The organism is Streptomyces sp. NPDC101194 (genome assembly GCF_044767885.1).
In the GTDB taxonomy this organism is placed as follows: Bacteria; Actinomycetota; Actinomycetes; order Streptomycetales; family Streptomycetaceae; genus Streptomyces.
The window spans coordinates 524,905-539,377 of the sequence record NZ_JBIWOS010000005.1; the positions used below are offsets into that span (position 1 = coordinate 524,905).

Sequence of the window (14,473 nt, forward strand, 5' to 3'; positions counted from 1 at the left end):
GGAGCACGCCCGTACGGTCCGGGCCGGTCAGACCCCGGTACGCAGTCCCGCCAGCATCTCGTAGACGGTTTCCGTGCCCTGGCGCAGGGCCTCGACGCCGATGTGCTCGTCGGTGCCGTGCATGCGCTTGAGCATGTCCCGGTTCACGGTGAACGGGTACATGCCGTAGACGGGGATGTTCTGCTCCCGGAACGGCACCGCGCTGGTGACCGCCTCGAACTGGCAGGCGGTGGCCCGTACTCCGGGATGCGTCCGGCGGACGGCTGTCCGCCAGGCGCGGAAGACGTCCGTGTCGTAGCTGGAGTCGGGCACCGCGAGATAGCCGCGCAGCCGGTCAAGAGCCTGCTGCTCGCTCTCGCCGGGGTTGCCGGCCACGGTCAGCGTCGCCCGGTTGCCGATCAGCGAACGCAGTTCGGCGACGACACGGCCGGGGTCGTCGGCCCCGGGCAGGAAGGCCGCCCGGAATTCCGCCGTCGCCGTGCCCGGCACGATGCTCGGGTAGTAGCCGGACTGCGCCGACGTGAAGGCGAGCGTGGTCCGCAGCATCGCGTTGTGCAGCTCCGGGGTCTCGCTGAGCCGTACCACCGCTTCGCCGGCCCGGTCCCGTCGCTGTTCCGTACGGGCATCGAGCATCTCGCGCACCGCCTCGGCGAGCGGCCGGTCCGTGGTGGCCGCGGCGAGTTCGGCGAAGTACTGCCGCGACAGCGCGTTGGGACGGATGTGGGCGCGCCAGTCCCCCAGCTGCTCCAACACCTCGCCGAGCCGTATCACGGCCTGTCCGGTGAACGGTTTGGACGTGTGGGTGGCGTACGAGGAGGTCTCCAGGCGCAGCAGCAGGGAGCGTTTGTCGTTGCAGGTGAGCGAGGCGATCATGGGGGTCCGGCCGTCGCGCTGGTTGAGCACCCAGCCGCCCTCGGTGACGACCGCGCCCGCCTCGATCCTGCCGGGGTGCTCCGCGAGGAACCAGCGCACCCCGTAGGGTCCCTGTTCCTCGTCGCAGTCGGACCAGAGGACGATGTCGCGGTCGAAGGCGGCACCTTCGCGCACATGACGCAGCAGAGCGGCGACGAAGGCGGCGTTGACGCCCTTCATGTCGAGGGAACCGCGGCCGTACAGCTTGCCGTCCTGGATGTCTCCGGCGAAGGGGTCCGTCGTCCACTTGTCGCCGATGGCGGGGACGACGTCGGAGTGGCCGAGGAGGACCAGCGGCTTCTTCCGGGTCGGTCCGCCGGCCGGTACGCGGGCGAAGAAGTGGACGTTTCCCTCCTTCGGGGTGGGCACGATCTCGGTGCCGACCCCGGCCGCGCGGAAGATGTCCTGGAGCATCCGGGCGAACGGCAGGGTGAGTGCGCCGTCTCCGGGGTTACTCGTGTTCTGCCGGATCATCGCCACAGCGAGGTCCACGGGGTCGGTGGGATCCCCGTCGAAGGAGACGTCGCCCCCCGCGGCCGGTGCGGCTGCCGATGCCCTGGGTGATGCCGACGCCATCGCGCCGAGCCCCAGCATCGTGCCCGCGACGGCCGTCGCACCGGCGCCGAGCACGGAGCGGCGTGACGGCCGGTTCGCGGAAAGACCGTCCAGGCAGGCGGATATGACCGCTGCCGGGTTCTCCTGGTGTGCGTAGTGGCCGCCCTCGACGGGCCGCGCGGTGCACTCGGCACGCGTCCAGTCGGCCCAGCGTCGTACGGTGACTTCGGGCACGTGCGGGTCGTCGGTGGCCCACACCGCGCGCAATTCGACGTGCGGCACGGGAGTGCGGCCGCCGTCGTAGCCCGCGGCCAGTCGCAGATCGGCGATGACGGGCGGCAGCAGCACCTCCTCGAAGTCGGGGTCCGCCAGCAGCTCCGGGTCGGTCAGTCCGGTCCCGGTGACGAAGGCGCGGGCGTCCTCCACCGTCACCTCGCCGCCGTCTCCGTGGAAGTCGCCGGGACACTGTCCTGCCACCACGCACAGCCGCGCGATCGGCACTCCGGCGTCGAGCAGCCGGCAGCACGTCTCGTAGGCCAGCAGCGCGCCGAGGCTCACACCGATCAGCACCAGTCGCCGCCCGCCGCGCGACGCACGCACCTCGGCCGCCACCGCATCGGCGTAGGCGGCCATGTCGGTGACGGGTTCCTCGTCGACCCGGGTGCCGCGGCCCGGAGGTGTGATCAACGCGAGTGCGGCGTCCTCGGGCAACCGGCCCCGCCAGCTCGCGAACGTCGAACCGTGGGCTCCGGTGGGTGCGAAGCAGACGACGAGAGTGGCGTCCGGGCCCGACGTCGGCTCTTCACCCGACATGTTCAACCATGGCATGCTCATGCCCGTTCCTCCTGCTGGATCTCGCGGCACAGTGCGGCGATCGCGGTGACGGTGGGCGCGCCGAGGATGCGGCGCAGGGGAACGCGTCGGCCGGCCGTGTTCGCCAGCCGGTTGGCGAGCCGTACGGCGAGCAGGGAGTGGCCTCCGGCGTCGAAGAAGTTCTGGTCCGCCGAGGCCGGTGAGGCGCCGAGCAGTTCCTGCCAGAGTGCGGCGACAGCCGCCTCGGTGGCGTCGGACGGGGCAAATCCGGCCGTCCGTTCCTGCCCGGCGTTCTTCACGAGTGTGCTCAGGGCGGTGCGGTCGAGCTTGCCGTTGGTGGTCAGCGGGAGGCGGGCGAGCTGCTGAATGCGGGCGGGCAGCATGTAGTCGGGGAGCCGCTCGCGCAGGTATCCGCGCAGTGCGGCGGGGGCCGCTTCCTCGTCGGCCGTGAAGCAGACGACGATGCGTGCCTCACCGCCCTCGGTCTCCGTGTACGCCCCCGCGTCGGTGACGTCCGGTGCCTTGCGCAGGGTGGCCTCGATCTCCTCCAGCTCGACGCGGTAGCCCCGTATCTTGATCTGATGGTCGGCGCGTCCGGTCATCTCCAGTACGGAGTCCGGGAGTTGGCGGCCGCGATCCCCCGTGCGGTAGTGAAGGACTCCGTCGCCGTCCGTGGTGAAGCGGTCCTCGCCGTCACCGCCGAGATAGCCGAGGGCGAGCGGCGGACCGGAGACCCACACCTCACCGGTCACGCCGGGCGGCAGCCGTCGGCCGAGCCGGTCGCGGACCGAGAGCACCGCACCCGCCACGGGGCTGCCGACGGGGACACGGTCGGCGTCCACGGGCAGGAGGGCGGTGTCGTAGGCGGCGACGTTGGAGGCGGTCTCCGTCATGCCGTACAGGTTGAGGAGCGTGGCGTCGGGCCAGATCTCGCGGAAGCGCAGGACCGTCTCGACCGGCAGGGTGTCGGCGCCACTGGTGACCAGTACGGGCCGGTGTCCGCCGGAGCGTTTCGCACTCTCCTCCAGCAGCCCGGCGATCAGCTGCGGGGTCAGGAAGAGATGGGTGATCCGCTCCTGCTCGACGGCGGCCGCGAACAGGACCGGGTCGAGGAGCTCATCGGTGCCGAGCACGACGGACGGGATGCCCTTGAGCAGCCCGCCGAGCAGTTCCCACGGCGAGGCGACCAGGGCCAGGGACTTCTGGACGGCCAGCACCGAGCCCTCCGGGAACGGATGATCCTGCCACATCCACTCCAGCCGCCCGCGGACCGAACGTCGGCTGATGCGTACGCCCTTGGGGTTTCCGGTCGTTCCGGACGTGTAGACGACATGGAACAGCGCGTCCTCGTCGGGCTCCTGCTCGGGGCCCTGGTGCAGCGGTCCCTCGGTCAGGGGCGCGAGCGTGACGCGGGGGGCGTCCAGCGTCGGGAACTGGTCGAGGCCGGGCTCGGCCAGCACGCAGTGCGGTCCTGTCTCCTCGACCATCCGGCGCTGTCGTCGTACGGGTATCGCGGGGTCGAGCCCGAGATAGGCGGCGCCCGTCTTCAGTACGGCGAGGACTCCGGCGACGGCAGCCGGGCCGCGCTGGGCCGCGAGTGCGACCAGCGTGCCGGGGCCGGTGCCCCGGGCGGCGAGCCGGGCGGCCAGTCGGCCGCTCCACTCGTCGAGTTCGCGGTAGGTGAGGCTGGTGCCGTTGTGGCGCAGTGCTACGGCCCGGGGATGGGCCGCCACCTGCTCGGCGAAGCGTTCCAGCAGGGTCGGCGTCGTCATCGGTGATCGTCTCCGGGCAGCAGATCGAGGGAACGGATGGTGGTGCGCCCCGCGCGCTCCGGGTCGGTCAGGGCCCGCAGCGCGATCAGCGTGGATTCCAGTACGTTGCGGGCGGCCGGGGCGTCGAGCAGTTCCTGCTGGTAGGCGTACTGCAGCAGCAGTCGGCCGGGGCCGTGCGGCTGGACGTACAGCGCGCAGTCGTACTTGGTGCAGCCGGTGTCCAGCTCGACGAAGCGGAAGGCGACGTCCGCCGCCGCGGTGGCGCGGGCCGGGTACGGCAGCATGTTGAGCATGGTCTGGAAGACCGGCGTCGCCGAGGAGCTGCGTGAGGCGGCCGGAAGCCGTCGCAGTGTCCAGCCGAAGGGGTGTTCCGCCGCGGCGTAGGCGTCGTACACCGTCTCCCGCACCTGCGCGGTGAACTCCGTGAGGGTCGATGCCGGTTCGACGCGCAGGCGCAGCGGCAGCATGGCGAGCACGAACGCCGGGACATCGGCCGCTTCCGGCCGCTCCCGGCCCGCCATGGGCGCGCCGACGATCACCTCGTCGGCGTCGCCGTAGTAGCTCAGAGCCAGTGCGTAGGCGGCCAGCAACGGCACGAACGCGGTCGCGGAGGCGGACAGCGCGGTGTCCCGCAGCCGCCGGGACAGCTGCTCGTCGAGGACCGTCTCGGTGATCGCGCCCCGGTAGGTGGGGGTGGCGGGCCGCTGCTTCTGCGCGATCTGCAGTACCGGGAGATCTCCCGCGAGCCGGCGCAGCCAGTACTCCCCCGCCTCGGCGACCTCCTCGGTGGCGAGGCGCGCGTCCAGGTGGTCGAGATAGCGGTCGTACCGGGTGGCGCGCTCCGCGTCGGGTTGTGGCGGCTGCTGTTCGTACAGTTCGGCAAGCCGTTGGAAGAGCACGGTCGCGCCCCAGCCGTCGAGGAGCAGTTCATGCATGGTGACGAGCAGCCGGTGCTGTCCGTCCGGCAGTCGGAACAGCTCGGTGCGCAGGGCGGGCTCGGCGAGGAGGTCGAAGGGCCTTGCCGCTTCCTCGGCTGCCACCGCTCGATAACCTTCGGGGGTGATGTCGCGGGCCTGTACGGGCAGCGGTACGTCCCAGTGCGGGTAGTGGTGCACCACTTCCTGCCCGCCCGCCCCGTCGGTCTCGGCGAACCGGGCGAGGAGCAGCGGGTTCTCGGCGAGCAGCAGGTGCCAGGCCCGTGCCAGCCGTGTCACGTCCAGCGGCCCGTCCAGCTCCAGGGAGCCCTGATAGCTGTAGTAGGGGCTGAGCGGGTCGAGACGCCAGTGGAAGTACACCCCGGCCTGCTGCGGGGTGAGCGGCCGGGTCCGGGGGGCGTCCGGGGCCCGCTCGGGTCGGACGTCGGCGGCCCGCTCGGGTCGGTGGCCGCCGAGTGCGGCGAGCGCGGCGGGGCTGCCGTCGCGCAGCACGTCGCGCAGGCCGGCCACCGACCCCTTCGTACGCAGCGCCGCGACGAGCCGCATGGCGAGCAGCGAGTCACCGCCCAGCTCCAGGAACGCATCGTTCCGGCCGACGCGCCCGGTGCCGAGGAGTTCGGCGATCAGGGCCGCGACGGCACTCTCCGCCTCGCCGCGCGGTGCTGTGTACGGGCGGCTGTCGGGGCGGGTACGGCGCGGTGGTACGGGGAGCGCCTGGTAGTCCGTCTTACCGTTCGGGGTGAGCGGGAGGCCGGGCAGGACGACGAAGGTGTGCGGGACCATCGGCGCGGGGAGCCGCTCGCCCAGATGAGCGCGGAGAGCCTTCTCGGCCACCTCGTCTCCGGTGGCGCTCACATACGCGACGAGCCGCGGCGGCTGTGCGGCGGCGGGGGCGTGGGCGCTCTCGCGGGCCACGAGGGCGACCGCGTCCTCGGGAGTGTGGAGAACGACGGCACAGGCGGCGATGCCGGGGTGGCCGCCGAGGACCGCTTCGATCTCGGCGAGCTCCATGCGCACGCCGCCGAGCTTCACCTGCCGGTCGACCCGGCCCAGGTACTCCAGCCCGCCGTCCGGCAGTACGCGCACGGCGTCCCCGGTGCGATAGAGGCGCCCACCGCGGTCGTCGAAGGGGTCGGCGAAGAAGGCGAGGGCGGTGCGCTCCGGATCACCGAGGTAGCCGCGGCCCACGACGACGCCGCCGACGAACAGTTCCCCGGTCTCCCCGTGCGCGCAGGCGTGCCACTCCCCCTCCTCGGCACGCAACACGTACAGTTCGGCGTTCCCGATGGGCGTGCCGATCGGCAGGTGGCGGACCCCGGCGGCCGGTGAGCCGAGTACGGCATGGGTGACATCGTCCGAACACTCGGTGGGACCATAGGCGTTGAGCAGTCCGATGCCGGGCATGGCGTCGTGCCACCGCCTGGCGAGAGCGGGCGGCAGCTCCTCACCGGTGGTGATCATCCAGCGCAGCGCACCGGGCCTCGTGCCCGCGCCCGCGTGGGCGTCGAGCAGGAAGCGGATCAGGGTGGGTACGGTTTCCAGCACCGTTGTTCCGCGGCTGCGCAGCCCTTCCAGCAGCAGCACGCCGTCCTGCGCCTGTTCGTCGCCGAAGACCTGGACGCGGCCACCGACGAGCAGAGGGGCGAGCATCTGCCAGACGGAGATGTCGAAGGCCAGGGGCGCGGTCTGCGCCAGCCGGTCGTCCGCGGTCAGCCCGAGGTCGTCGATCTTGGCCCACAGATGGTTGAGCATCCCCTGGTGCTCGACGATCGCGGCCTTGGGGCGGCCGGTCGACCCCGAGGTGTAGAGGACGTAGCGGACCTCGTCGGGTGCGGGCGGGGCGGTCCGGGTGTACGCGGTGCCCGTCGGTCGCGGCGTCGCGGTGGGGACCCCGGCCGCCCGCGCTCCCTTGACCAGTTCGCCGCTGTCCGCCGGTCCGCCGGTGGTCAGCAGCAGGACGGCGCCGCTGTCGGTGAGCAGGGACTCGACGCGGGCGGCGGGCCAGCCGGCGTCCACCGGCAGATAGACGGCGCCCAGCAGTTCGAGCGCGAGAAAGGCGGTGATGACGTCGCCGCCGCGCCGGCCGCCCACCGCCACGATCTGTCCGACCGTGACCCCGGCAGCGGCCAGCTGTGCGGCGATGAGGTGCATGTGCTCCGCCAACTCGGCGTAGCTCACGGAGACTTCGCCGTTCTCGATCGCTGTGCGGTCCGGGTGCGTGGCCGCATGCCGGTCGACGTACGCGTGGACTCCTTCGCGCAGCTCGTACGGCTCGCTGCGGGTCAGCGCCGCGGCGAGGGCCCGCTCCCGCGCCCCTTCGGCCAGCGGCAGCTTCGGGTAGTGCTCGGGCAGGCCGGTCACCGGGCCCCCTTCTTCTCCGCTACGACGAGCAGATAGTCGACGGGCACGCCCGTGCCCCGGTCGTCGGTGGTGTGGAAGTCCTCGGTCATCTCGACCATCTCCGCCCTCAGTTCCTTCCAGCGCGAGGGCGGCGAGATGGTGTTCTTCGCCGCGATGCAGGGCCCGAAGCAGTTCTCGAAGAAGGCGACCAGGTCCTCGGCCGTGGCGAACGGGTAGAAGAGTTCCCGGCGTTCGGACGTGATCGTGAATCCGGGGCCGAGCAGTTCGGCGAGATGGTCCGGCGAGCCCCACAGCATGGGCTGGCCCTGGTGACCGTTGGGCGAGGGGAAGTAGGCCGAGAGGATCTCCTGGAAGTGCGCGGTCCAGCTGCGCGCCGTCCAGTTGCACATGCCGATCCGGCCGCCGGGCCGCAGCACTCGCGCCATCTCGCCGGCGGCCGCGGCGTGGTCCGGTGCGAACTGGATCCCGTACGTGGAAGTCACCAGGTCGAACGTGGCGTCGGGGAACGGGAGCTCCTGCGCGTCGCCGCGGTGCAGCTCCACCTCGACACCGGCCTTCGAGAACCGCTCACGCGCGTCGGGGAAGAACTCGTCGGTCAGGTCCAGCCCGGTGACGACGGAGCCGCGCAGGGCGGACAGCAGCGCGACGTTGCCGTTTCCGGTGGCGACGTCGAGATGACGGGTGTCCGGTGCGGGGGCGAGCCGGTCGACCAGCTCCTCGGCGCCCGGCCGCAGCAGATCTGCGACATGCCGGTACTTGCCGTACGACCACATGGTGCGGTTGATCTCCTGGACGTTCCGATCGATGGTCATGCGGATCCCCCTCAGAGAGTGAGCCGGGAGCCCAGACCGGCGGTTTCGGCGCGGGCACGGATGCGGTCGGCGACGGCGACGTCGAGGATCGACATACCGAACGGGTTGCTGATCACGACCTCGTCCGGGGCCCGTCGGCCCGGGTGCCGCCCGGCCAGCACATCGCCGAGCGTGCCGTCGACGCGACGGGCGCCGGGTCGCGCGGTGACGCCTTCGCGCGGGGTGCCGTCGGGACCGAGCAGGGTTCCCGCCCGGTGCATCCGGCCCAGCAGTCGGCGCGGGTCGTCACGGACCAGGCTCCAGTCGTCGACGATCACCGTTCCGGCCGAGAGCACGGCAGCCTCGGTGAGGTCGTCCAGCGAGACGTGGCAGACGAGTGCTCCCGGCCGCAGCCAGTCGGGCTCGATGTATCCCTGTGTCACCGTCGTGACGGGCACGACGAGTTCGGCGTCGCGAACGGCTGCCCGTGGACCGTCGGCGAGCACCGTCTCGATGCCGTCGGCTCCGGGGAGCGACGCGATGTACTCGGCGACGGACTTCGCACGGTCGGGTGCCACGTCGTACAGGGCCATGCGGCGCAGCGAGGGCACGGTGCGCAGCAACAGCGAGGCATGCGCCTGTGCCAGCACCCCGCATCCGAGGAGAGCCAGCTGCCGCGGTTCGGGAACGGCCAGGTGGCGTGCGGCGAGCGCGGTCACCGCCGCGGTCCGCATCGCGCTGATGTACGCGGCCTCCATCAGCGCGAGGGGGCGGGCGGTCTCCGGGTCCAGGAGCAGGGTGAAACCCTGGGAACGCGGTATGCCGCGGCCCGGGTTGCCGAGCGAGGCGTTGATGGTCTTCATGCCGATGACCGGTGGCCCGCCGGTCTCCGTCAGGGCACCGGGCATGGCCAGCAGCCGGGCCGAGTCGCCCCGAGGGGTGGTCCAGCCGAGGTAGGCCTCCTCGGGAAGGACGGTCCGGCCGGCGCGGTGCAGCGTGAGCGCCTCGGCCACCGCCGCCACGATGTCCACGCCGCGGGCCGCCTCGATGACGTCCGCACGGGTCAGATAGCGGAAGTGGCTGTCGGGGTATTGCTCGAAGTCCATGGCGGGCGGAGCTCCTTGACGAGGGAATCGGAAGGGTGGGGCGGTCCGGACGGGGCGTTTCAGCCGCCGGTGCCACGCGGCCCGCGCAGCATCACGAGGGGGACGAGCGTGCCCAGCAGCAGTACGCAGGCGAGCGCGATCCAGCCGGCCGTGCCGAGGGCGAGCACGACGCCGGTCATCAGCACCGGGCCGGCCACCCGGTTGGCGACCGTCCGGCTGGTGTTGAACAGCACCAGGTAGGCGCTGCGCGCCCGCTCCGGTGCCAGGTCGAAGGAGAGTGTCCACGAGGCGCCGACCTGGAGCAGTTCGGCGAACGTCAGGAGGACGACGGCGGCGCCGAGGACCAGCAGTGCCTCCCGCGCCCCGAAGCCCGGCGCGGCGGCGAAGGCCAGGGCACCGAGTGCGAGCAGCAGCGCGGCGGTGGCGTACGAGTACCACGCCCGGCGCCTCGTGCTGTAGAAGCGGTTGAGCGGATATTGGAGTGCGATGCACAGCACGGTGTTGACGGCGTAGAGGATGCCGACGTAGCGCTCCGGGACGTCGGTCTCGGTGACGAGCCACAGCGGGAAGGCCACGTTGAGCACCGGCATCCACAGCGAAACCAGCGCGTTGTACGCGGTGAAGCCCAGCAGCCGGCGGTCCTTGAGCAGCTCCGCGACACGCGCGCTCCCGACGGGGGTCGCGGCCTCCTCGCCCCGTGCGGTGCCGTACACCGCGGCCACCACCACGTAGGCGACTGCGCCGCCGATCAGCAGTGGCCGGAACGCTCCCGGCGCCCCGGAACCCAGGGCGGCTCCGGCGATCAGGCCGCCCAGACTGATGCCGAGGTTGACGACGGTGCGCTGTACGGCCATCACCTTCGCGCGCAGGCTCTCGGGGGCCCGCGCACCGACGTACGACTGCACGAGTGGGGGCGAGGACTGCTCGGTGACGGCGATGACGGCGACCACGAGGAGAAAGCTCCACCAGCCGTCCACCCACAGATAGCCGACGGTGGCCAGCGCGCGGAGCAGCATCACGGCGATCAGTACGGGCTTCGGACCGAAGCGGCCGGCCAGCCGGGCGATGGGCACGGCGGCGGCGACGGCGACGGCTCCGCCGATGGTCAGGCCGGTGCCGACGGACGAGGTGCTGAGATGGGCGACCTTGACGAAGTAGATGGTCGAGACGGCGAGGAACAGCCCCGTACCGGTCCACTCGATCAGCGTGGCGCCCTGGACCAGTGGCAGGAACTGCCGGTAGCCGGTCCCCGTCCGACTCCGGTCGAGGGTGATGCTCGTGCCCATGGTCAGTGCTCCTGGTGCTTTCGGTCGAAGAAGAGTCCTTCGCTGCGCAGCCGTTTCACGGCGGCGGTGATCTCCTTGACGACGCCCTGCTCGGTCGCCCGGTCGTCGGAGTAGAGGGTGTCGCGGTACTTGCGGCCGCCGTCGGCGGCCAGGCACACCGGGAGCCGGCCGTCCGTGCGGTCGTTCTCCAGGTCGGTCAGCAGCGCGCGTACGGCACAGCCGCTGGAACCCCCGAGGACGATTCCCACGTCCTCGGCGAGGATGCGGCAGACGGCGATCGCCTCGATGTCGTCGACGTGCACGGCGCGGTCGTAGCTGTGCGGCCCCTGGAGGAAGGCCGAGGGCCGGCTGGACCCGATGCCCGGTATCAGGCGGCGTCCGGCGTTGCCGGCGACGGCGAGCGAGCCACGGACGTCCACCGCGATCGCGGCGACATCGGGCCGGTGCTCGCGCAGATGCGCGCTGATACCGGCCAGGGTGCCGCCCGTGGAGACCGGTACGTACACCGCACCGAGATCCGGCCCGGTCTGCTCGGTGATCTCGGGTCCGGTGGTGCGGCGGTGGATGTCGGGCGAGGCCCGGTTCTCGTACTGGTCGGGCCAGCGGAATCGCGGGTTCTGGGCGCACAGTTCGCCCACCCTGCGCAGGCGGCCCAGCAGGTAACCGCCCTGACCGTCGGGTTCGTCGACGACGACCACCCGGGCACCCCGGTCGGTGAGTGTTCTGAGGGTGGCGTGCGGGGTCTTCAGGTCGACCACCGCGAGGAAGACACAGTCGATCGACGGCAGCAGCCGGGCGAGAGCCAGGCCGAGATTGCCGGAGGTGGATTCCACCACCACGGTCCCCGCGGTGAAAGGCCGCTCGTCGTGCAGCGCCCGTAACAACCCCACAGCACTGCGGTCCTTCACCGATCCGGTGGGGCCGCGCTCCTCCAGTTTCAGCCCCAGACGTCGCGTCCGGCCCCGGTGGGCGACGTCCAGGTGAAGTAAGGGAGTCCTACGCAGGGCCCGTGCGAGAACGGGTTCGACACGCGGCACTGCTTCCCCCTGGGCGGTGCGTCGTTGACCATTTCCGTGGTTCGACCGGACTGCTTCGCTGCGCGCACTCAGACTTTAGGCATGCGCCCCCCGGTGTCACCACGCCCTCGTTCCGGGCCCTTGTCGCGCTTGGCGAGAAGCGCGCTTGACGCCTCACGCGCCACCTCGCCCCGCAGTGTCGATGCCAGCGCTGACGGACGTACGCCCCGGTGGCCGACCGCGCGCGGAGCGGGGTCGGCCACTCGAATTGGCCGGTTCGGTTCCGCCGCAGGCGGCGGGGCGTCGGCCCCGCACGGCGTGACGCGGCCGTCAGCAGATCCGCGGCAGCTGCTCCCCGACCGGCAGGTCGACCACTCGGGTGCCGCCCAGCCCGGTGCGGGCCACCACCATGCCGGGGTGGGCCGCCACCGCCTCGCCGATCACGACTGCGTCCCGTCCGAGTGGATGCGCGCGCATCGCCTCCAGGACCGCGTCGGCGCTCTCGCGCGGGACGAACGCCACCAGCTTTCCCTCGTTGGCGACGTACATCGGGTCGAGCCCCAGGACGGCGCAGGCATTCGCCACCGGCGGAGGGACGGGGACGGCCCGCTCCTGGAGCACCACTCCGGTGCCCGAGGCCGTCGCGATCTCGTTGAGGGAGGCGGCGAGCCCGCCACGCGTGGGGTCGCGCAGCACGTGCAGCTCGGGGGTGACCGCGAGCATGGCCTCCACGAGCCCGCCGAGGGCGGCGCAGTCGCTCTCGATCTCGACTCCGAATTCCAGGCCCTCGCGCACGCTCATGATGGCCACGCCGTGGACGCCGACCGCCCCGCTGACGATCACGACGTCGCCCGGTTCGACCCGCTGCGGACGCAGGTCGACGCCGGCCGGGATGAGGCCGATACCGGCGGTGTTGATGAAGATGCCGTCTCCGTGACCGGCCTCGACCACCTTGGTGTCCCCCGTCGCCACCTCGACACCCGCGTGCCGCGCGGCAGCACCGAAGGCGTCGGCGACACGCGCCACGACGGAGAGCTCGACGCCCTCCTCCAGGATGTATCCGCAGGACAGATAGGCGGCCCGCGCGCCGCTCATGGCCAGGTCGTTGACGGTGCCGTTGACCGCGAGGTCGCCGATGCTGCCGCCGGGGAAGAACAGCGGCCGCACCACGAAGGTGTCGGTCGAGAAGGCGAGGCGGGCGCCGCCCAGCCGCACGGACGCCGCATCGCCCATCTGCGCGAGCGTCTCACCGCCGAAGGCGGGGGCGAAGACGTGCTGGACGAGCTCTGCGGAGAGGGCGCCGCCACCGCCGTGCCCCATCACGATGCGCGGGTGGTCACGGAGCGGGGCCGGACACGTCCACGCCGCGGGATCGGGCAGCGGGACGCCCGAGGCTGATGCCGCCGCAGCGGTCGCGGCGCCGCGCATGGATGTCTCGATGGTCTCAGACAACGGGGATCGCCTCCACAGGCACCGTCTTGTCGATGTCCAGCCGTCGGTAGAGGTAGTACGCGGCGCATGCGCCCTCGCTGGAGACCATGGTGGCTCCTAGTGGGGTGCGAGGGGTGCAGGTGGTGCCGAACGCCTCGCACTCATGAGGCTTCAGCAAGCCCTGCAGCACCTCTCCGCTGCGGCACTGCGCGGGTTCGCGGGTGTTGATGCCGGTCACCGAGAAGCGGTACTCCGCGTCATGGTCCCGATAGCGCGGGGAGAGCCGCCAGCCGCTGTCGGGGATGACGCCGATGCCGCGCCAGGACCGGTCGGTGACCTCGAAGACGTCCTCCAGCATGCGCAGCGCGGCCGGGTTGCCCTCGGGGCGCACCGCGCGCGGGTAGGCGTTGTCCACGGTGTGTTCGCCGCGTTCCAGCTGGACCACGGTCCGGCGCACCCCTTCCAGGATGTCCAGCGGTTCGAATCCCGTCACCACGATCGGGACCCGGAAGCGTTCGGCCAGTGCGGGATACTCGCCCACTCCCATGACGCTGCACACATGCCCCGCGGCCAGAAACGCCTGCACCCGGCAGTCCGGCGACCTCATGATCGCCTCGATCGCCGGAGGCACCCGGACATGGGACACCAGCAGACTGAAGTTGCGGATGCCGAGCCTGCGCGCCTGATAGACCGTCATCGCGTTGGGAGGGGCGGTGGTCTCGAAGCCGATTCCGAAGAACACGACCTCCCGGTCCGGGTTCTGCTGAGCGATCTTCAACGCGTCGAGCGGGGAGTAGACGACGCGTACATCGCCGCCCTCGCTGCGGACCCGGAAGAGGTCACGGCCGGTTCCGGGAACACGGAGCATGTCGCCGAAGGAACAGAAGATCACCTCCGGACGGGAGGCGATCGCCAGTGCCTTGTCGATGACCTCCAGCGGGGTGACGCACACCGGGCAGCCCGGACCATGGATCAATTCCACCTGATTGGGGAGGAGTTGATCGATGCCGTGCCGGATGATGGTGTGGGTCTGGCCGCCGCAGACCTCCATCAGGGCCCACGGCCTGGTCACGGTGGAGTGGATCTCGTCGAGCAGTCGTCGGGCCAGTTCGGGGTTCTGGAACTCGTCGATGTACTTCACTGCCGCGCCTCCTGCGGTGTCTCACCCGAGCCGGGCGGCGGGGCTCCGCCCGCCTCGGCCGCCATTTCCCATGGATCGCCGAACTCTTCTTGCAGAAGTCCGAGTTGGGTGAAGAGTTCCAGGGTCTGCCGGGCCGATTCCTCGTCCAGCTTCTGCAGGGCGAAACCCACGTGGACGATGGCGTAGTCGCCGACCCGGAGGTCCGGCAGATACTCCAGACATGCTTCCTTGACCACTCCGCCGAAATCGACGGTGGCCATGCGGGTACCGTCCCGTTCCTCGATCTCCAGCACTCTGCCGGGCACCGCCAGGCACATGGCTTCTCCTCGCTGTGGTTGGTCACCTGCCCGGCCC

At 71.4% G+C, this 14,473-nt stretch carries 10 protein-coding genes; all 10 read right to left on the reverse strand.

What is annotated here, in order from left to right; all coding sequences use genetic code 11:
* Window positions 1-27: 27 nt before the first annotated feature.
* A complete protein-coding gene (locus ACIRP2_RS22040; protein WP_404252709.1) occupies window positions 28-2,301 on the reverse strand; it encodes a M20/M25/M40 family metallo-hydrolase in 2,274 nt (757 codons plus the stop codon).
* The gene (locus ACIRP2_RS22045; RefSeq protein WP_404252711.1) at window positions 2,298-4,052 is read right to left on the reverse strand and encodes an AMP-binding protein; all 1,755 of its coding nucleotides are present in this window, start codon (window positions 4,050-4,052) and stop codon (window positions 2,298-2,300) included. The genes ACIRP2_RS22040 and ACIRP2_RS22045 overlap by 4 nt, the downstream gene beginning before the upstream one ends.
* On the reverse strand, window positions 4,049-7,348 hold the full coding sequence (locus ACIRP2_RS22050; protein ID WP_404252713.1) for an amino acid adenylation domain-containing protein: 3,300 nt from the start codon (window positions 7,346-7,348) through the stop codon (window positions 4,049-4,051). The genes ACIRP2_RS22045 and ACIRP2_RS22050 overlap by 4 nt, the downstream gene beginning before the upstream one ends.
* Window positions 7,345-8,160: a class I SAM-dependent methyltransferase gene (locus ACIRP2_RS22055; protein ID WP_404252715.1), complete on the reverse strand. Its 816-nt coding sequence runs from the start codon at window positions 8,158-8,160 to the stop codon at window positions 7,345-7,347. Before ACIRP2_RS22055 ends, ACIRP2_RS22050 begins: the two co-directional genes overlap by 4 nt.
* A gap of 11 nt (window positions 8,161-8,171) precedes the next feature.
* Window positions 8,172-9,245: an ornithine cyclodeaminase family protein gene (locus ACIRP2_RS22060; protein WP_404252717.1), complete on the reverse strand. Its 1,074-nt coding sequence runs from the start codon at window positions 9,243-9,245 to the stop codon at window positions 8,172-8,174.
* Window positions 9,246-9,304: 59 nt separating this feature from the next.
* Window positions 9,305-10,531, reverse strand: a complete 1,227-nt coding sequence (locus tag ACIRP2_RS22065; protein WP_404252719.1) for an MFS transporter — start codon at window positions 10,529-10,531, stop codon at window positions 9,305-9,307.
* A gap of 2 nt (window positions 10,532-10,533) precedes the next feature.
* Window positions 10,534-11,568: a pyridoxal-phosphate dependent enzyme gene (locus ACIRP2_RS22070; RefSeq protein ID WP_404252721.1), complete on the reverse strand. Its 1,035-nt coding sequence runs from the start codon at window positions 11,566-11,568 to the stop codon at window positions 10,534-10,536.
* 309 nt (window positions 11,569-11,877) lie between these two features.
* A complete protein-coding gene (gene hypE, locus ACIRP2_RS22075; protein ID WP_404252921.1) occupies window positions 11,878-12,975 on the reverse strand; it encodes a hydrogenase expression/formation protein HypE in 1,098 nt (365 codons plus the stop codon).
* 16 nt (window positions 12,976-12,991) lie between these two features.
* Entirely contained in the window at window positions 12,992-14,119 is a 1,128-nt protein-coding gene (hypD, locus tag ACIRP2_RS22080; protein ID WP_404252723.1) for a hydrogenase formation protein HypD, read from the reverse strand.
* Window positions 14,116-14,436: a HypC/HybG/HupF family hydrogenase formation chaperone gene (locus ACIRP2_RS22085; protein WP_404252725.1), complete on the reverse strand. Its 321-nt coding sequence runs from the start codon at window positions 14,434-14,436 to the stop codon at window positions 14,116-14,118. Before ACIRP2_RS22085 ends, hypD begins: the two co-directional genes overlap by 4 nt.
* Window positions 14,437-14,473: the final 37 nt, after the last annotated feature.

Bases quoted from the DNA above. Each gene is read 5' to 3' on its own strand.
- hypE (WP_404252921.1), bottom strand. From the start codon at position 12,975: ATGCGCGGCGCCGCGACCGCTGCGGCGGCATCAGCCTCGGGCGTCCCG.
- ACIRP2_RS22045 (WP_404252711.1), bottom strand. From the start codon at position 4,052: ATGACGACGCCGACCCTGCTGGAACGCTTCGCCGAGCAGGTGGCGGCC.
- ACIRP2_RS22040 (WP_404252709.1), bottom strand. From the start codon at position 2,301: ATGAGCATGCCATGGTTGAACATGTCGGGTGAAGAGCCGACGTCGGGC.
- ACIRP2_RS22085 (WP_404252725.1), bottom strand. From the start codon at position 14,436: ATGTGCCTGGCGGTGCCCGGCAGAGTGCTGGAGATCGAGGAACGGGAC.
- ACIRP2_RS22065 (WP_404252719.1), bottom strand. From the start codon at position 10,531: ATGGGCACGAGCATCACCCTCGACCGGAGTCGGACGGGGACCGGCTAC.
- ACIRP2_RS22055 (WP_404252715.1), bottom strand. From the start codon at position 8,160: ATGACCATCGATCGGAACGTCCAGGAGATCAACCGCACCATGTGGTCG.
- ACIRP2_RS22060 (WP_404252717.1), bottom strand. From the start codon at position 9,245: ATGGACTTCGAGCAATACCCCGACAGCCACTTCCGCTATCTGACCCGT.